24 protein-coding genes are annotated in these 18,196 nt (G+C 40.3%); all 24 read right to left on the minus strand.

From position 1 onward, the window contains the following. Nucleotides 1-51: 51 nt before the first annotated feature. On the minus strand, nucleotides 52-591 hold the full coding sequence (gene rplF / locus BHF68_RS03715) for a 50S ribosomal protein L6 (RefSeq protein ID WP_069642321.1): 540 nt from the start codon (nucleotides 589-591) through the stop codon (nucleotides 52-54). A 24-nt stretch (nucleotides 592-615) separates the two neighbouring features. Continuing rightward, nucleotides 616-1,014, minus strand: coding sequence for a 30S ribosomal protein S8 (gene rpsH, locus BHF68_RS03720; protein ID WP_069642322.1), 399 nt, complete (start codon nucleotides 1,012-1,014; stop codon nucleotides 616-618). Nucleotides 1,015-1,044: 30 nt separating this feature from the next. Continuing rightward, a complete protein-coding gene (locus BHF68_RS03725) occupies nucleotides 1,045-1,230 on the minus strand; it encodes a type Z 30S ribosomal protein S14 (RefSeq protein ID WP_069642323.1) in 186 nt (61 codons plus the stop codon). Between the two features lie 41 nt (nucleotides 1,231-1,271). Continuing rightward, on the minus strand, nucleotides 1,272-1,811 hold the full coding sequence (gene rplE / locus BHF68_RS03730; protein ID WP_069642324.1) for a 50S ribosomal protein L5: 540 nt from the start codon (nucleotides 1,809-1,811) through the stop codon (nucleotides 1,272-1,274). 33 nt (nucleotides 1,812-1,844) lie between these two features. Further along, nucleotides 1,845-2,159, minus strand: coding sequence for a 50S ribosomal protein L24 (gene rplX / locus BHF68_RS03735; RefSeq protein WP_069642414.1), 315 nt, complete (start codon nucleotides 2,157-2,159; stop codon nucleotides 1,845-1,847). Between the two features lie 43 nt (nucleotides 2,160-2,202). Beyond that, a complete protein-coding gene (gene rplN, locus BHF68_RS03740; RefSeq protein WP_069642325.1) occupies nucleotides 2,203-2,571 on the minus strand; it encodes a 50S ribosomal protein L14 in 369 nt (122 codons plus the stop codon). 32 nt (nucleotides 2,572-2,603) lie between these two features. Continuing rightward, nucleotides 2,604-2,870, minus strand: a complete 267-nt coding sequence (rpsQ, locus tag BHF68_RS03745; protein ID WP_069642326.1) for a 30S ribosomal protein S17 — start codon at nucleotides 2,868-2,870, stop codon at nucleotides 2,604-2,606. A gap of 31 nt (nucleotides 2,871-2,901) precedes the next feature. Further along, complete coding sequence (rpmC, locus tag BHF68_RS03750) at nucleotides 2,902-3,102, minus strand: 50S ribosomal protein L29 (RefSeq protein WP_069642327.1); 201 nt, start codon at nucleotides 3,100-3,102, stop codon at nucleotides 2,902-2,904. Next, nucleotides 3,092-3,526 carry a 50S ribosomal protein L16 gene (gene rplP / locus BHF68_RS03755; protein WP_069642328.1) on the minus strand — a complete coding sequence of 145 codons (435 nt, stop codon included), beginning with the start codon at nucleotides 3,524-3,526 and terminating at the stop codon, nucleotides 3,092-3,094. Before rplP ends, rpmC begins: the two co-directional genes overlap by 11 nt. A 2-nt stretch (nucleotides 3,527-3,528) precedes the next feature. Continuing rightward, nucleotides 3,529-4,188, minus strand: a complete 660-nt coding sequence (gene rpsC / locus BHF68_RS03760; protein ID WP_069642329.1) for a 30S ribosomal protein S3 — start codon at nucleotides 4,186-4,188, stop codon at nucleotides 3,529-3,531. 3 nt (nucleotides 4,189-4,191) lie between these two features. After that, nucleotides 4,192-4,533, minus strand: coding sequence for a 50S ribosomal protein L22 (gene rplV, locus BHF68_RS03765; protein WP_069642330.1), 342 nt, complete (start codon nucleotides 4,531-4,533; stop codon nucleotides 4,192-4,194). A 24-nt stretch (nucleotides 4,534-4,557) separates the two neighbouring features. Next, entirely contained in the window at nucleotides 4,558-4,836 is a 279-nt protein-coding gene (rpsS, locus tag BHF68_RS03770; protein WP_069642331.1) for a 30S ribosomal protein S19, read from the minus strand. A gap of 66 nt (nucleotides 4,837-4,902) precedes the next feature. Next, nucleotides 4,903-5,733 carry a 50S ribosomal protein L2 gene (gene rplB / locus BHF68_RS03775; RefSeq protein WP_069642332.1) on the minus strand — a complete coding sequence of 277 codons (831 nt, stop codon included), beginning with the start codon at nucleotides 5,731-5,733 and terminating at the stop codon, nucleotides 4,903-4,905. Between the two features lie 43 nt (nucleotides 5,734-5,776). Continuing rightward, nucleotides 5,777-6,067, minus strand: a complete 291-nt coding sequence (rplW, locus tag BHF68_RS03780; RefSeq protein ID WP_069642333.1) for a 50S ribosomal protein L23 — start codon at nucleotides 6,065-6,067, stop codon at nucleotides 5,777-5,779. Further along, entirely contained in the window at nucleotides 6,067-6,690 is a 624-nt protein-coding gene (rplD, locus tag BHF68_RS03785; RefSeq protein ID WP_069642334.1) for a 50S ribosomal protein L4, read from the minus strand. The genes rplW and rplD overlap by 1 nt, the downstream gene beginning before the upstream one ends. Nucleotides 6,691-6,722: 32 nt before the next feature. Further along, entirely contained in the window at nucleotides 6,723-7,352 is a 630-nt protein-coding gene (gene rplC, locus BHF68_RS03790; RefSeq protein ID WP_069642335.1) for a 50S ribosomal protein L3, read from the minus strand. 85 nt (nucleotides 7,353-7,437) lie between these two features. After that, a complete protein-coding gene (rpsJ, locus tag BHF68_RS03795) occupies nucleotides 7,438-7,746 on the minus strand; it encodes a 30S ribosomal protein S10 (RefSeq protein ID WP_069642336.1) in 309 nt (102 codons plus the stop codon). 410 nt (nucleotides 7,747-8,156) lie between these two features. Further along, nucleotides 8,157-9,479: a methyl-accepting chemotaxis protein gene (locus BHF68_RS03800; RefSeq protein ID WP_069642337.1), complete on the minus strand. Its 1,323-nt coding sequence runs from the start codon at nucleotides 9,477-9,479 to the stop codon at nucleotides 8,157-8,159. Nucleotides 9,480-9,725: 246 nt separating this feature from the next. Beyond that, entirely contained in the window at nucleotides 9,726-10,916 is a 1,191-nt protein-coding gene (gene tuf, locus BHF68_RS03805; RefSeq protein ID WP_069642338.1) for an elongation factor Tu, read from the minus strand. A 55-nt stretch (nucleotides 10,917-10,971) separates the two neighbouring features. Further along, on the minus strand, nucleotides 10,972-13,041 hold the full coding sequence (gene fusA / locus BHF68_RS03810) for an elongation factor G (RefSeq protein WP_069642339.1): 2,070 nt from the start codon (nucleotides 13,039-13,041) through the stop codon (nucleotides 10,972-10,974). Nucleotides 13,042-13,076: 35 nt separating this feature from the next. Next, nucleotides 13,077-13,547: a 30S ribosomal protein S7 gene (rpsG, locus tag BHF68_RS03815; protein WP_069642340.1), complete on the minus strand. Its 471-nt coding sequence runs from the start codon at nucleotides 13,545-13,547 to the stop codon at nucleotides 13,077-13,079. A gap of 74 nt (nucleotides 13,548-13,621) precedes the next feature. Next, nucleotides 13,622-14,038 (minus strand): 30S ribosomal protein S12, encoded by a 417-nt coding sequence (gene rpsL, locus BHF68_RS03820; protein WP_069642341.1) that lies wholly within the window; start codon nucleotides 14,036-14,038, stop codon nucleotides 13,622-13,624. 152 nt (nucleotides 14,039-14,190) lie between these two features. Further along, entirely contained in the window at nucleotides 14,191-14,439 is a 249-nt protein-coding gene (locus BHF68_RS03825; RefSeq protein ID WP_069642342.1) for a ribosomal L7Ae/L30e/S12e/Gadd45 family protein, read from the minus strand. A gap of 100 nt (nucleotides 14,440-14,539) precedes the next feature. Beyond that, on the minus strand, nucleotides 14,540-18,184 hold the full coding sequence (gene rpoC, locus BHF68_RS03830; protein WP_084019184.1) for a DNA-directed RNA polymerase subunit beta': 3,645 nt from the start codon (nucleotides 18,182-18,184) through the stop codon (nucleotides 14,540-14,542). Between the last annotated feature and the right edge of the window lie 12 nt (nucleotides 18,185-18,196).

The raw sequence follows: 18,196 nt of genomic DNA on the forward strand, positions 1-18,196 counted from the left end.
CACTCCCTTCTTGGTCAGCTGTGTTCTACTTTATTCGATCACGCAATGTGATTATTTCTTACTTGTCTTACCTTCCTTGCGAAGGACTTTTTCGCCTTCGTAACGAATCCCTTTACCTTTATATGGCTCAGGCTCTCGAACACTACGAATGTTGGCAGCTAAAGCTCCAACCTTCTCTTTATCGATTCCTTTAACGGTAATCTTTGTGTTACTTGGTACATCGATCTCTAAGCCTTCTTCAGCTACGATTTCTACTGGATGGGAGTAACCTACTGTTAATACAAGCTTGTTTCCTTGTTTAGCAGCACGGTAACCTACACCAACTAGCTCTAGATTTCTTTCGTATCCTTTTGTAACACCTTCTACCATGTTAGCGATAACGCTACGAGTAGTACCGTGCAATGATTTGTGGTCCTTACGGTCACTTGGACGGTCTACAAGGATTTGATTCTCTTCTTGATTTATAATCATATCAGGGTGTAAAGGCTTTGTTAAAGTACCTTTAGGTCCTTTTACTGTAATTGTGCCTTCACCTTTAGTTAATTCTACTCCACTTGGAAGATCAATTGGTTTCTTACCTGTACGAGACATTCCTGCACCTCCATTCCAGCTGTATTACCATACGTAGCAGAGAACTTCTCCGCCAACGTTGTTTTTTCTTGCTTCTTTATCAGTTACTAACCCATTAGATGTAGAAATGATCGCTATACCTAGTCCACCTAGAACCTTTGGCATTTCATCTTTTCCAGCATATACTCTAAGTCCTGGCTTACTGATTCTCTTAAGACCAGTGATAACCTTTTCATCATTCGGTCCGTATTTCAGGAACGCACGAATGATACCTTGTTTTCCGTCTTCTATAAATTCATAATCCCTGATGAATCCTTCGTTCTTAAGAATCTCTGCGATGCTCTTTTTAATGTTTGAGCCAGGGATTTCTACTGTTTTATGTCCAACTGTGTTCGCATTACGAATGCGAGTCAGCATATCTGCAATCGGATCTGTCATTGTCATGTGTTTTACCTCCTTCCTTAGCCCCCAAAATTACCAACTAGCCTTTTTGACTCCTGGGATTTGCCCTTTGTAAGCAAATTCACGGAAACAAATACGGCAAAGTTTAAATTTGCGCAAAACTGAATGTGGTCTACCGCAATTTTCGCAACGTGTATATTCACGAACCTTAAACTTCTGTGGACGTTTTGCTTTCACAATCATTGACTTTTTTGCCACTACGTAATCCCTCCTTATTGGTTTGGTGGGGAGCGCCTAGATTACTTAACAAATGGCATTCCCATAAGGCTAAGTAATTCTCTGCCCTCTTCGTCAGTATTTGCAGTTGTAACGATTACAATGTCCATTCCTCGAACTTTATCAACTTTATCATACTCAATTTCTGGGAAGATCAGTTGTTCTTTAATTCCTAGTGTGTAGTTACCACGACCATCAAAGCCTTTTTTAGGTACTCCACGGAAATCCCTTACACGAGGTAATGCTACATTAAATAATTTATCTAAGAATTCAAACATACGTTGACCTCTTAATGTTACTTTGCAACCGATTGGCATGCCCTCACGGATTTTAAAACCAGCGATTGATTTCTTAGCTTTAGTTACAACTGGTTTTTGTCCTGCGATAAGGGACATCTCTTGAACGGCTGTGTCTAATACTTTAGGATTTTGCACTGCTTCGCCAAGGCCGATGTTTAATACAACCTTCTCTAAACGTGGCGCCTGCATAACGCTGCTATATCCAAACTTCTCCATGATTGCTGGTACTACTTCATTTTTATATTTATCTCTTAATCTTGCCACGGATGTTTACCTCCTTTCGTACAAAAGAGTCCTTTACTTGTCAATAGCTTCTCCAGACTTTTTCGCGACTCTTACTTTTTTCCCGTCACTTAATATTTTCTTTCCTACTCTCGTTGCTTCTCCTGACTTAGGATCAATCAACATTACGTTCGATACGTGAATAGGAGCTTCTTGATTTAAAATTCCGCCCTGTGGATTTTGTTGTGAAGCACGAGCATGCTTCTTAACCATGTTAACGCCTTCCACAAGTACTTTTGCGTCAGTTGGGAAGGAAGTTAATACTTTTCCTTTTTTCCCTTTATCTTTACCAGCGATTACTACTACTTCGTCGCCCTTTTTAACGTGCATTTTGTTTTTTGTAGCCATTCGTTGCACCTCCTACCTTGCTCAATTATAGAACCTCAGGAGCTAGTGATACGATTTTCATAAAGTTACCGTCTCTTAACTCACGAGCAACAGGTCCAAATATACGAGTACCTCTTGGGTTTTTTGCATCATTTATTATTACTGCAGCGTTCTCATCAAAGCGAATGTGTGAACCATCGTTACGACGGACACCACGGCGTGTACGAACAACTACCGCCTTTACTACTTCACCTTTTTTGACAACTCCTCCTGGTGTTGCTTGTTTGACTGAACATACAATTATGTCGCCAACGTTAGCGTATTTACGCTTCGAACCACCAAGAACTTTTATTGTCATTAGCTCTTTTGCACCAGAGTTATCTGCTACACGTAATCTTGTCTGTGTTTGAATCACGGGTGTTCCCTCCCTTCGGAATCAGGAAAATATTAGATAATTACTGCCTTTTCTACGACTTCTACAAGTCTCCAGCGCTTATCTTTGGAAAGTGGACGTGTTTCCATTATCTTAACACGGTCTCCCATTTTCGCTATATTATTCTCATCATGTGCTTTGAATTTTTTCGTTCTTTTAATACGTTTTTTGTAAAGAGGGTGATTAATATAAGTCTCAACAGCAACAACGATGGTTTTATCCATTTTGTCACTTACGACTTTACCGATTCGCACTTTACGTTGGTTGCGCTCTTCTGTCATCTTAGTGTTGCCTCCTTTCGCTTACCGAGATTTAGGCGTTAATTCCTAATTCTCTTTCCTTTAAAATCGTTTTTGCACGGGCGATATTCTTGCGAACCTCACGAATACGCATAGGGTTATCTAATTGCCCCGTTGCGATTTGAAAACGAAGGTTGAACAACTCCTCTTTAAAAGAAGTTACTTTTTGCTCTATTTCAGCAGTGGTCATATTGCGAAAGTCATTAGCTTTCATTTACGTCACCACCCATTTCTTCACGTTTTACAAATTTACATTTGATTGGTAATTTATGTGCTGCAAGGCGAAGTGCTTCCTTAGCTGTTTCTTCAGGTACTCCAGCTAGTTCAAACATAATTCTCCCTGGTTTTACAACTGCTACCCAATGCTCAGGTGCACCCTTACCACTACCCATACGGGTTTCAGCAGGCTTTTGCGTTACTGGCTTTGATGGGAATATTTTAATCCAAACCTTACCACCACGTTTGATGTAACGAGTCATCGCAATACGTGCTGCTTCAATTTGTCTGTTAGTAATCCATGCTGGTTCTAACGCTTGTAGGCCATATTCGCCAAATGCAACTTCTTTGCCGCCTTTAGCTTCACCTTTCATACGACCACGGTGTTCTCTACGATATTTCACACGCTTTGGTAACAACATGTTTATTTTCCTCCTTCCGAACTCTTGCGGTTCTTAGTAGGAAGTACTTCACCGCGATAGATCCAAACTTTCACACCAAGTTTTCCGAAGGTTGTATCTGCTTCTGCATGTGCATAGTCAATGTCTGCACGTAGTGTGTGCAAAGGTACTGTGCCTTCACTGTAGCTCTCACTACGAGCGATGTCTGCTCCACCCAAACGACCAGATACCATTGCACGTATTCCTTTAGCACCAGCGCGCATTGAGCGTTGCATTGCTTGCTTCATAGCACGACGGAAGGATACACGGCGCTCTAATTGTTGAGCTATTGACTCAGCAACTAATAAGGCATCTAATTCCGGTTTTTTAATTTCGTTTATGTTGATGTGTACTTTTTTGTTTGTCATTTTCGCTAATGCTTGGCGAAGATTCTCTACTTCAGCACCGCCTTTACCAATTACCATTCCAGGCTTAGCTGTATAAACTGTTACGTTCACACGATTTGCAGCGCGTTCGATTTCAATCTTTGATGTAGCTGCATCTTTAAGCTTTTCACTTACATAGTTACGAATTGCTATATCTTCATGCAGTAAATCAGCATAGTCTTTACCTGCATACCATTTTGATTCCCAGTCTTTAATAATTCCTACGCGTAATCCGATTGGACTTACTTTTTGACCCACTCATTATCCCTCCTTTTTCTCAGATACTTTTACTAGTATGTGGCTAGTACGTTTATTGATTCTGCTCGCTCTACCTTGAGCACGTGGACGAAAACGTTTTAATGTTGGTCCTTCATCTATACGGATTTCACTGATGTATAGTTCATCAACGTTCATTTTATCGTTATGCTCGGCGTTTGCTACTGCTGAGTTCACAACTTTCTCCACTGCTACTGTTGCAGCTTTCGGTGTATGGCGAAGGATCGAAATTGCTTCTCCTATGCTTTTCCCACGAATTAAGTCTGCTACAAGGCGAACTTTACGAGGAGCGATTCGAACATATTTGGCAATTGCTTTAGTTTCCACTGGGAAACCTCCTCTCTAAGTCGATTAGCGTTTAGACTTTTTCTCATCGCTTGCGTGACCTCTGTACGTACGAGTCGGCGCAAATTCTCCTAGCTTATGGCCTACCATATCTTCACTAACGTATACTGGAACATGTTTACGTCCGTCATATACTGCGATTGTATGACCGATAAAATCAGGGAATATTGTTGAACGACGAGACCATGTCTTAATTACTTTCTTTTCGTTCTTCTCATTTAGTTCGACTACCTTTTTCATTAAGTGGTCGTCTGCAAATGGGCCCTTTTTCAAGCTACGTCCCATATAATACCCTCCCTTCGTGATAAGCGGACGGCCCGGTATTCCGGCACGAACCGCTCTCTTATCGCGTTATTTTTTGCGTCTACGAACAATGTATTTATCAGAGGACTTGCCTTTTTTCCTTGTTTTGTAACCAAGTGCTGGTTTACCCCAAGGTGTTACAGGTCCTGTACGTCCGATTGGAGCTTTACCCTCACCACCACCGTGTGGGTGATCTACAGGGTTCATTACGCTACCACGAACTGTAGGTCTCTTACCTAACCAACGTGAACGACCTGCTTTACCAATGTTGATAAGCTCATGGTCAACATTACCTACTTGGCCGATTGTTGCTCTACATTCTGCGTGTATCATGCGCATCTCGCCAGAGTTAAGACGAATTGTTACATAGTCTCCCTCTTTCGCTAGAAGCTGTGCAGATGTACCTGCGGAACGGATAAGCTGTCCACCTTTTCCAGGTTTCATTTCGATGTTGTGAATTACTGTACCCACAGGAATGTTTCTTAATGCTAAAGCATTACCTATCTTGATGTCGGAACCTGGTCCTGACATTACAGCATCTCCAACTTTGATACCCTTAGGGGCTAAGATATATCTTTTTTCTCCATCGGCATAGTTAATTAATGCAATGTTAGCCGTACGGTTTGGATCATACTCGATTGTAGCAACTTTGCCTGGTATGCCATCTTTCGTACGCTTGAAGTCGATAATACGGTATTTACGCTTATGTCCTCCACCCTGATGGCGAACTGTCAGCTTTCCTTGGTTGTTACGTCCACCTTTGCTTTTTAAAGGAGCAAGAAGCGACTTTTCTGGCTGATCTGTAGTGATTTCTGAGAAATCAGATACGGACATGCCTCTACGTCCAGGTGAGGTCGGTTTGTATTTTTTGATACCCATGGATTTTCCCTCCTTTTTAAATCATTTGTTAGTTATAGTTCGATTAAACGCCTTCGAAGAACTCAATTGCTTTAGAATCTTCTGACAGGGTAATCGTCGCTTTTTTCCAATCGCTAGTGTAACCAGAATATCTTCCGAAGCGCTTTGGCTTGCCTTTTACGTTTTGTGTGTTAACATTAACAACTTTAACGTCAAAGATAGTCTCAATTGCTTGCTTAATTTCTGTTTTGTTAGCCCTGTTGTCAACAACAAATGTGTATTTGTTAGCTTCCATCAATTGGCTAGACTGTTCAGTAATGATTGGTTTTTTAATAATATCACGAGGATTTTTCATTACGCAAACACCTCCTCAACTTTGGATACAGCGTCTTTGGTAATGATTAGTTTATCATGACCTACTAAATCTAATACGTTAATGCCAGTAGCCTTAACAAACTTTACTCCAGGAATGTTACGAGCTGATAGGTAGATGTTTAGGTCCTCATCGTTACCTACTACTAGTGTCTTCTGGTTGATGTTTAGGTTGTTAAGAATTTTAATCATTTCCTTAGTTTTTGGTGCATCAAATTGTAGTTGATCTACTACAACGATTTCATCGTTAATTACCTTTAATGAAAGTGCAGATTTAAGTGCTAGTCTTCTAACTTTCTTAGGCAATTTATAAGCATAGCTTCGTGGAGTTGGTCCAAATACCACGCCGCCGCCCTTCCATTGAGGCGCACGAATCGTTCCTTGACGAGCACGTCCTGTACCCTTTTGTTTCCAAGGCTTACGACCGCCACCACGTACTGCTGAACGGTTTTTCACCGCATGCGTTCCACGACGTAATGATGCTCTTTGCATCAATACCGCATCATAAAGTACGCTTTGATTAGGTTCGATACCAAATACTTGCTCACTTAACTCGATATCGCCAACTTGGTCTCCGTTTATGTTATATACTGCAACTTTAGGCATTTACGAGTCCTCCTTTCTTGACAAAAATAACGTTATTTTACGCTTTTTATCGCTTGTTTTATTATGATTTGACCTTTTTTCGGTCCTGGAATTGCGCCTTTAATAAGAAGTAAGTTGCGCTCAGGGTCAACCTTAACGATCTCTAGGTTTTGAACTGTTACTTTTTCAGCACCCATATGACCTGGTAATGGTTTTCCTTTGAATACGCGCATTGCGTCAATAGCTCCTAGTGATCCTGGTCCACGGTGATAGTGAGATCCGTGAGACATTGGTCCGCGTGAGTAGTTGTGGCGTTTAATTGACCCTTGGAAGCCTTTACCCTTTGATGTACCAGTTACATCAACGAACTCTCCAGCTTCAAAAATACTTGCAGTCACTTCCTTGCCTACCTCGTACTCATCTAGATTAACTCCTCTTACTTCTCGAATGAAGCGCTTAGGAGTGGATCCTGCTTTTTTAACGTGGCCTAGGCTTGGCTTGTTAGCACGGTGTTCTTTTTGATCACCAAAGCCTATTTGAATTGCTTCATACCCGTCAGTTTCCATTGTCTTCTTTTGTAAAACTACGCAAGGTCCAACTTCGACTACAGTCACAGGAAATACTTGACCGTTTTCGCCGAATACTTGAGTCATACCAAGTTTTTTACCTAAGATTCCTTTCATGCTTGTGCACCTCCCAGTTTGCATGGTTTTTATAGTGAAACATACTCGTTAGTATAGTAGTTTCTAAGAATAAAACCTGTTTTAATTAAAGCTTGATTTCAATATCTACACCTGATGGAAGATCTAATCTCATTAGAGAATCAACCGTCTGTGGTGTTGGATTAACAATGTCGATTAAACGTTTGTGTGTTCTCATTTCGAATTGCTCACGAGAATCTTTGTACTTATGCACCGCTCTTAAAATCGTGTAAATTGCCTTCTCTGTTGGAAGTGGGATTGGACCAGATACAGAAGCACCTGATTCCTTTGCAGTTCTTACGATTTTCTCTGCTGATTGATCAAGAATTTGGTGATCATAAGCCTTTAAACGAATACGAATCTTTTGTTTTGCCATTGTATTACCTCCTTTGTTCGCCTATTTTGATAATAGACTTCTCCGCGGAAATTATCCCTACACCCCGCCATGGCAAACCTGCCAGGTGTGTCGGCAACCTTCCACATCATTGCAGTCAACAATATTGAATTATATACTAGTTCGAGGGTGTTTGCAAGTTTTTTTTGAGGTTTTTGTGCTTTTTTCAAAAACTTTTTTTAGAATGTGGGATGAATATCTGGTGCGGCATCAATTCGCTCACTAAAGCCTCCAGCATTAAGTATTGCTAGACTTGGTCTGGCAAAGCTCCAAACTCGTCCTCTAGGCTTCAAACAGGTGGAGCTTTCTTGCCTTCCCTTCACCAAGCACTATTAAATGCTTCCGCCAAAGTTCGCTACATTTTAAATTTGATAATATATTATCGTTTGTCATCAATACTTAAACTTAGATATACTTTCATCCATTTGCTCCGCTACTCCAGACAAGTCAAGACTGGCCTTCAATAGACTTTCCATAACTGCTTTTTGTTCCTCGACAGAGGCGGCAGCTTGTTCTGTACCCGCTGCATTTTCCTCAGAAACAGCTGATAAATTGTTCATTATATTGATGACTTCAGAATTTTTCTGATTCATCCCTTCTTTAGTTTGGTTCATCGTCTCGATTACCTTTTTTATATCCTCAATGGCATTTGCTATTCCTTTAAATCGCTCATTCGTATCTTCTACACTCTTCGTCTGCGAGTCGACAATAGCATCCATTTCCTTAATTGCATCCATAGCTTGTCTTGTTCTATCAGTTAATTCCAATATTATTTTAGCAATTTCATCGGTGAATTGGTTTGACTGCTCTGCTAGCTTTCTTATCTCTTCTGCTACAACAGCAAAACCTTTACCAGCCTCTCCTGCTCTTGCTGCTTCTATAGAAGCGTTGAGGGCAAGTAGGTTGGTTTGATCTGCTATACCTTTAATTTTTTGACTAGCATTTACTATTCTTTCGGTACTTTCATTTGTATTTTTTATTATACTACTTACGCTCTCGGTTATTTGATTACTTGCTTTTGTTTTCTCATTGAGTTCATTGATAATTTTTAACCCAGCATCTTTTGATTGTGTGACATCACTAACTGAGGAATTTAACCTTGTCATCATCAGTTGATCATTGTCAACTAATTCTCCTAATTCATTTATATGAAATGCACCTTCCTCAGTATCTTTTGCCTGGTTGTTTGCTCCTCCTGCAATCTCACTGATTGTTTTTGCTATTTCTTCAGAAGCCATCGCAGATTTTTCACTAACAATTTTTAAATCTCCCGAGAAAGCTTCCACTTTTTTAGAATGCTCAGAAACTTCTTTAACAATCTGAACAAAATTATTTTTCATAGTCATTAGCGAACTTATCAGTACTCCAATTTCATCGTTTCTGTTTGCATACTTTTGATTATCTGATATATCCGTATCCGATAAATTGTATTCAGATAATTCCTCAACAAGCTTCAGAACATTATTGATAGGTTTTAGCACTATAAAATGCAAAAGTATAAAAACTAGTCCTGTAACTGTAGCAAGATTAATTAAAGTAGCTATGTACACAGAAAAGTCACCTGTGATACTATCAAATTGTTGAATGAAACGATTAATATACAAAGCAATGGTCGGACTTATAATAAGAGCTATAACAACTCCAATAAGAATCTTAAATTTAATACCTATCTTCACTTTATGTAGCACTCCTAAGTTACCGACTCGACTCTCCACACTGACCACTCCCTGATATTATTGTTTAAATTACCAATTTTAGAACTATAACCATCATAGTCTAATAGTACTCAGTTTCAATAGGTAGCACGAATTAATTAATTATAAGTTCATGAGTCATATCTCCCATTTATGTCTACATTTAGAAAACTTGAAATGAACCAAGCTGCTCGCAAATAAATCCCTTAGTTAACATAAAAAAGGCCGCGCATATGCACGGCCTTCTTCTTATTAAATAGAGTAGAATTACTCTACAACTTTAGTTACAACACCTGCTCCAACAGTACGTCCACCTTCACGGATAGCGAAGCGAGTACCTTCTTCAAGAGCGATTGGTGCAATTAGATCAACGTGTAAGTTAACGTTGTCACCAGGCATTACCATTTCAGTACCTTCTGGTAAGTTGATGATACCAGTTACGTCAGTTGTACGGAAGTAGAACTGCGGACGGTAGTTAGCGAAGAATGGAGTATGACGTCCACCCTCTTCTTTACTTAATACGTAGATTTCTCCTACGAATTTAGTATGTGGAGTGATTGATCCTGGCTTACATAATACTTGACCGCGCTCGATGTCTTTACGCTCAACACCACGAAGAAGTGCACCAATGTTGTCACCAGCTTCAGCATAGTCAAGAATTTTGCGGAACATCTCGATTCCAGTACATACATATTTCTTAGTCTCTTCTTTAAGACCAACGATAGCAACCTCGTCACCTGTTCTTAACTCACCACGCTCAACACGACCAGTAGCAACTGTACCACGACCAGTGATTGAGAATACGTCCTCTACAGGCATTAGGAAAGGCTTATCTTTTTGACGCTCTGGTTGTGGAATGTAGCTATCTACAGCATCCATTAGCTCGTCAATTGATTTTGACCATTCACCTTCTGGATCTTCTAAAGCTTTTAATGCAGAACCTTTAACAACTGGAATATCATCACCAGGGAATTCATACTCAGTTAAAAGGTCACGAACTTCCATTTCTACTAACTCAAGTAACTCTTCGTCATCAACCATGTCACATTTGTTTAAGAAAACTACAATGTGAGGTACGCCAACCTGACGAGAAAGTAGGATATGCTCACGAGTTTGTGGCATTGGTCCATCAGCAGCAGATACAACTAGGATTGCTCCGTCCATCTGTGCCGCACCAGTAATCATGTTTTTAACGTAGTCAGCGTGACCTGGGCAGTCAACGTGTGCATAGTGACGGTTATCAGTTTCGTACTCAACGTGTGCAGTTGAGATTGTGATACCACGCTCGCGCTCTTCTGGTGCATTGTCAATTGAACCGTAGTCCATTGCTTGCGCGTAACCGCGTTTTGCTAATACTGTAGTAATCGCAGCTGTTAAAGTAGTTTTACCGTGGTCAACGTGTCCGATTGTACCAATGTTAACGTGTGGTTTGTTTCTTTCAAATTTAGCCTTTGCCATGTTAATCATTCACTCCTTAATTTTTTATAAGATTATATTATTTTTAATTAATTGATTAGCTTTGTTTACTGATGATTTCTTCTGCAATATTCTTAGGTACTTGCTCGTAGTGTGCAAATTCCATTGAATAGTTACCACGTCCTTGAGTTCTTGAACGTAGAGTTGTAGCATAACCAAACATCTCAGAAAGTGGTACATATGCACGAATTACTTGCGCACCAGCACGTGTATCCATACCGTCTACACGACCACGGCGAGAATTCACATCACCCATGATATCTCCCATATATTCTTCTGGGACAATAACTTCTACTTTCATGATTGGCTCTAGTAATGCTGGGTCACACTTAGTCTTTGCAGCTTTAAGTGATAATGAACCAGCAATTTTAAATGCCATCTCTGAAGAGTCAACATCATGGTATGAACCGTCTACAAGAGTTGCTTTTACATCTACTAATGGATATCCTGCAAGAACACCATTTTTCATGGATTCTTGTATACCATTGTCAACAGCAGGAATGTATTCCTTAGGAATCGCTCCACCTACAACTTTGTTAACGAACTCGTAGCCTTTACCAGCTTCTAATGGTTCGAATTCAACCCAAACGTGACCAAATTGTCCACGTCCACCAGACTGGCGTACGAACTTCCCTTCAACCTTAGCAGCAGAACGGAATGTTTCTCTGTAAGCAACCTGTGGTTTACCTACATCAGCTTGAACCTTAAACTCTCTCATTAAGCGGTCAACAATGATTTCAAGGTGTAGTTCACCCATACCTGAGATGATTGTTTGACCAGTTTCTTCGTCAGTATGTGCTCTAAATGTTGGGTCTTCTTCAGCTAATTTAGATAATGCAATTGACATCTTATCATGGTCAGCTTTTGATTTAGGCTCAATAGCAACGTCGATAACTGGCTCTGGGAATACCATAGATTCAAGAACGATTGGGCTCTTTTCATCACATAGTGTATCACCAGTTGTCGTATCTTTCAATCCTACTGCAGCAGCAATATCACCAGAATAAACAGTTTTTATTTCTTCACGGTGGTTAGCATGCATTTGCAGGATACGTCCAATACGTTCACGCTTATTTTTAGTTGAGTTCAAAACGTAAGTACCGCTATCAACCGTTCCTGAATAAACACGGAAGAAAGCAAGCTTTCCTACGAATGGGTCAGTCATAATCTTGAAAGCTAGGGCCGCAAACGGCTCTTCGTCGCTAGAGTTACGAACTGCTTCTTCTTCCTCATTGATGATACCTTTAATAGCTGGTACATCTAACGGAGAAGGCATATATTCGATAACACCATCCAGTAAGATTGGAACTCCTTTGTTCTTATATGATGAACCACAGAATACTGGGATAATCTCAACATTACATGTGCCTTTGCGTAATGCAGCTTTAATCTCTTCAACTGTTAGTTCTTCACCTTCTAAGTATTTCATCATGATGTCTTCATCAAGTTCAGCTACCGCATCAAGCAAACCTGAACGGTATTCTTCAACTTTATCCTGCATATCAGCTGGAATATCGCGGACTTCAGTCTCTTTTCCAAGATCATCCATGTAGTAATACGCTTTCAATTCTACTAGGTCGATAATACCTTTGAATTCGTCTTCTGCGCCTATTGGCAACTGTACAGGTACAGCATTAGCTTTTAGACGGTCGCGCATCATATCTACTACATTATAGAAGTCTGCTCCCATAATATCCATTTTGTTAACATATCCCATACGTGGAACGCGGTATTTGTCCGCTTGTCTCCATACGGTCTCTGATTGTGGCTCTACGCCACCTTTAGCACAAAATACTCCAACTGCGCCATCTAGTACACGTAACGAACGTTCAACTTCTACTGTAAAGTCTACGTGACCTGGTGTATCGATGATGTTAATTCTGTGCTCTTTCCATTGAGCTGTAGTCGCAGCAGATGTGATTGTAATACCACGCTCTTGCTCTTGCTCCATCCAGTCCATTGTAGCAGCACCGTCGTGAACTTCACCAATCTTGTGTAGACGACCAGTATAGAACAGGATTCTCTCAGTTGTTGTCGTCTTACCTGCATCAATGTGCGCCATGATACCAATGTTACGAGTTTTTGCTAGTGAGAACTCTCTGGCCACTGATTTTCCTCCTTAATATTATAAACAGTTTCATCTTACCAACGGTAGTGAGCGAATGCTTTATTCGCTTCTGCCATTTTGTGCGTCTCTTCACGTTTCTTCACGCTTGCACCTGTATTATTAGCTGCATCGATAATTTCATTCGCTAGACGCTCTTCCATTGTCTTCTCGTTACGTAGGCGAGAATAGTTCACTAACCAACGAAGTCCTAGAGTGATTTTTCTTTCTGGTTTAACTTCGATTGGTACTTGGTAGTTAGCACCACCAACACGACGAGCTTTTACTTCAAGCACAGGCATTATGTTCTTAAGTGCTTGATCAAAAACCTCTGTAGGCTCTTGTCCTGTTTTTTCTTTAATAGTTACAAAAGCATTATATAGGATACGCTGAGATACTCCGCGCTTTCCATCTATCATTAACTTGTTAATTAAACGAGTAACTAGCTTGCTATTATAAACTGGATCAGGTAATACATCTCTACGAGGTACTGGTCCTTTTCTTGGCATTCTGTTACCTCCTTTACTAAAAAATTTGCTTGCATTGCTAAAATGTAGCATCTATCAATTACAAAATTTTATACTTACTTCTTCTTAGGTCTCTTAGCTCCGTACTTCGATCTAGCTTGTAGTCTGTTTTGTACACCACCAGTGTCTAATGCACCACGAACAATATGGTAACGTACACCCGGTAAGTCTTTAACACGACCACCACGAACTAGAACAACTGAGTGTTCTTGTAGGTTATGACCTATACCAGGGATATATGCTGTAACCTCAATTCCATTAGTTAAGCGCACACGAGCATATTTACGAAGAGCTGAGTTAGGCTTCTTCGGCGTCATAGTTCCAACACGCGTACACACACCACGCTTTTGAGGAGAGCTTTGATTAGTTTGTGCTTTCTTAAAACTATTGTACCCCTTCTGTAGTGCAGGAGCTGTTGATTTAACTACTTTCTCTTGTCTACCTTTACGTACTAATTGGTTAATTGTTGGCACTTTCGTCCACCTCCTTTCAAAATAAGCCCACAGTTCCAGGCGATTCATTTTTTTCTCAAATGAAAAGTCTTTGATAGCAGGTCGGATGACATCCAACCTGCATCAAAAACATATTTGTGATTCATTTTATTTACTTATTGTTTTTAACTTAGTTACTTAAGGATTGCTACTGTTGCAGCTCCTACATCAATTCCACAGGCAATGCCTAACTGCTTCATGGAGTCAACATAGCTGCATTTTACTGCCTTTTGCTTGCATTTCTCAATGACTTTATTAGTCACTTTAGCATCGGCATCTGTAGCTACTACTACTTCAATAGCTTCCCCATTTTCTATGGCTTTAATGGTTTGCTTTAAGCCTACCATTCGCCTGCTTGCTTCTTGAACAATTTGGTATGACAATGAACGAACCTCCTCAATCTCTACATTCATCCATTTACACACTAGAGTATAGTAGCATTATCACACAGTGTTGTCAACATTTTTCTTTTGTATTTATTTATTATAGGATTGGTTCATTTGCTTCAGATACCTCTGTAGCACCATCTGTAGCAGCTGTTCCTGCAACTGAATCTTTAGATGCAGCTACCTCGATATTGGTATTGCGATAGCGTGCCATCCCTGTTCCAGCAGGAATTAGTTTACCTATAATTACATTCTCCTTCAGACCAATTAAGCGATCAACCTTACCTTTAATTGCCGCATCTGTTAAGACTCTTGTTGTCTCTTGGAATGAAGCTGCTGAAAGGAATGAATCTGTTTCTAGAGAAGCTTTGGTTATACCGAATAACACTGGCCTTGCCACAGCTGGGTCCTTACCTTCTATAAATGATTTCTTATTAGCATCCTCAAAATCATTCACATCAACATATGTCCCAGGGAGTAGGTTAGTATCGCCTTGCTCAATAATTCTAACTTTTCTCAGCATCTGTCTAACCATTACTTCGATGTGCTTGTCAGCAATATCAACACCCTGTAAACGGTAAACTCTTTGCACCTCGCGAATTAAGTAGTTCTGAACCCCACGAATACCACGAACCATTAGTAGTTCCTTTGGATCTATAGAACCTTCTGTAAGCTCCTGACCAGGGACAACTTCAGCGTCCTTATGGACTTTGATTCTTGAGTTATATGGAATTTGATAGATTTTGTTTTCGCGATCGTTTTTAATCTCAACTTCACGCTTACCTTTAGCATCCCTAACGTCTATGACAATACCGTCTACTTCAGAGATGACGGCCTGACCCTTTGGATTACGCGCTTCAAACAATTCTTGAATTCTCGGTAGACCCTGTGTGATATCATCTCCAGCAACACCACCCGTATGGAAGGTACGCATCGTTAACTGTGTACCTGGTTCACCGATTGATTGAGCCGCTATAATACCAACAGCTTCACCGATTTCAACGTTGTTGCCTGTAGCAAGGTTTCTGCCGTAGCACTTAATGCATACCCCATGACTAGTCTTACACGTAATGATTGAGCGTATGCGAACTTTCTTAATGCCAGCCCTTATAATTTCATCTGCTAAATAATCATCGATTAATTCATCAGCAGCTACGATAACTCCCTTAGTTTCAGGATGACGTACATCTTCAAAACTAACACGACCTACTATGCGCTCAAATAAATCTTGGATGACTTCGCTACCATCACGCATATCTTCTACTTCTAAGAATCTATCTGTGCCACAGTTATCTTCACGCACTATAACGTCCTGTGCAACGTCTACTAAACGACGGGTTAAGTAACCTGAGTCTGCTGTTCTAAGGGCCGTATCTGCCAAACCTTTACGAGCTCCGTGTGTCGAAATAAAGTACTCAAGAACTGTTAATCCTTCACGGAAATTAGATTTAATTGGTAGCTCAATAATTCTACCACTCGGATTTGCCATTAGACCGCGCATACCAGCTAGCTGTGTAATCTGTGATACGTTACCACGTGCTCCAGAGTTAGCCATCATGTAGATAGAATTATGACGATCCAGGGTGCCCATAAGCTCTTTAGTAATATCGTCTTTAGCTGCACTCCAGATAGATATAATTCGGTCGTAACGTTCCCCATCAGTAATAAGTCCACGCTTGAATTGCTTAATTACTGTTTCAACTTTATCTTCAGCGTCTTTCAAGATAGAGAACTTAGCATCTGGAACTATGATGTCAGATACAGCTATTGTAATACCAGCTTTTGTTGCATACTTGAATGCTAAGGATTTTAGATTATCAAGTATTTGTGCCGAACGTGTTGTCTTATATCTGTGGAAGCACTCACCAATAATTTTTCCTAAATTACCCTTTGTCAAGGCTTGTATATCATCAATTTGCTCAATAAATTCTTTTACATTAGCACCTTTTTCAAAGATGAAGTATTTATCACTTACAGCCTCTGTCATGTTTTTATTGGTTGGCTCAATGATAAATGGATAATCATCAGGGAATATCTCATTAAATATTAATTTACCCACTGTTGTTACTAATAAAGCTTGGTTTTGCTTTTCAGTAAAATTGGTTTTTCCAATTGTCTTTGCTGGTACAGCTATAAGAGTGTGCAACGAGACCATATCGTTTTGGTAAGCTAGTATAGCTTCATTAGCGTTATGGAATACCTTGCCTTCTCCTTTCTGCCCCTTCTTAGTTATTGTTAGGTAATAGCAACCTAATACCATATCCTGAGTTGGTGTAACAACAGGTTTTCCATCCTTAGGATTTAGTATGTTATGGGCAGCTAACATTAATAGACGTGCTTCTGCTTGTGCTTCAGACGATAATGGTACGTGTACAGCCATTTGGTCACCATCAAAGTCAGCATTATATGCCGTACATACAAGCGGATGCAGGCGGATTGCCTTACCTTCCACTAGCACAGGTTCAAATGCCTGAATACCTAGTCTATGCAGGGTCGGTGCACGGTTTAAGAGCACTGGGTGTTCCTTAATTACATCCTCTAAAACGTCCCATACCTCTGGGTGAACACGCTCTACTTTACGCTTCGCACTCTTGATATTATGAGCAATTTTACGTGCTACTAATTCCTTCATTACAAACGGCTTAAATAACTCTAATGCCATTTTCTTAGGTAGACCACACTGATAAATGTGTAGATTTGGACCTACAACAATAACAGAACGTCCCGAGTAGTCAACACGTTTTCCTAATAGGTTTTGACGGAAACGTCCTTGCTTCCCTTTAAGCATGTGGCTTAATGATTTCAGAGGACGGTTGCCTGGACCTGTTACTGGTCGCCCCCTACGTCCGTTATCAATTAATGCATCTACTGCTTCTTGGAGCATGCGTTTTTCATTCTGAACGATTATCTCTGGTGCTCCCAAATCAAGCAGGCGCTTTAATCTATTGTTTCTGTTAATTACCCTACGGTATAAATCATTTAAATCAGATGTTGCAAACCTTCCACCATCAAGCTGTACCATCGGACGCAGCTCTGGTGGTATAACTGGAAGAACGTCTAAAATCATCCAGTCAGGGTCGTTTCCTGATGCTTTAAAAGCTTCTAATACCTCTAGGCGTTTAGTCACTTTATTCTTACGTTGCCCCTGGGCTGTCTTTAATTCTTCCTTTAGCTGTTCGCTCTCTTTTTCTATATCGATATCCTGCAACAGCTTTTTGATTGCTTCAGCACCCATAGCTGCTTTGAAGCTATCTCCAAACTTGTCACGATAATTGCGAAACTCTTTCTCTGTTAAAAGCTGCTTTCTGTCTAAGGTCGTTTCGCCAGCATCTGTTACCACATAAGCCGCAAAGTAGATAATCTCTTCTAGAGCCCTAGGGGACATGTCTAGAACAAGACCCATTCGACTTGGAATACCCTTAAAATACCATATATGTGATACTGGCGCAGCTAATTCAATATGCCCCATGCGTTCTCTACGAACTTTTGCTTTAGTTACTTCAACACCACAGCGATCACAAACTACTCCTTTATAACGAACGCGCTTGTACTTACCACAGTGGCACTCCCAATCTCTTGTTGGTCCGAAGATCTTCTCACAGAACAAACCCTCTTTTTCAGGCTTTAAAGTTCGGTAGTTAATTGTTTCTGGTTTTTTAACTTCGCCAAAAGACCATGAACGAATCTTGTTCGGTGATGCTAGACCAATTTTCATTGCTTCAAAATTATTGACATCCAACAAGGGTCATTCCCC

The sequence above is a fragment of the Desulfuribacillus alkaliarsenatis genome, from assembly GCF_001730225.1.
GTDB classification, from domain to species: Bacteria; Bacillota; Bacilli; order Desulfuribacillales; family Desulfuribacillaceae; genus Desulfuribacillus; species Desulfuribacillus alkaliarsenatis.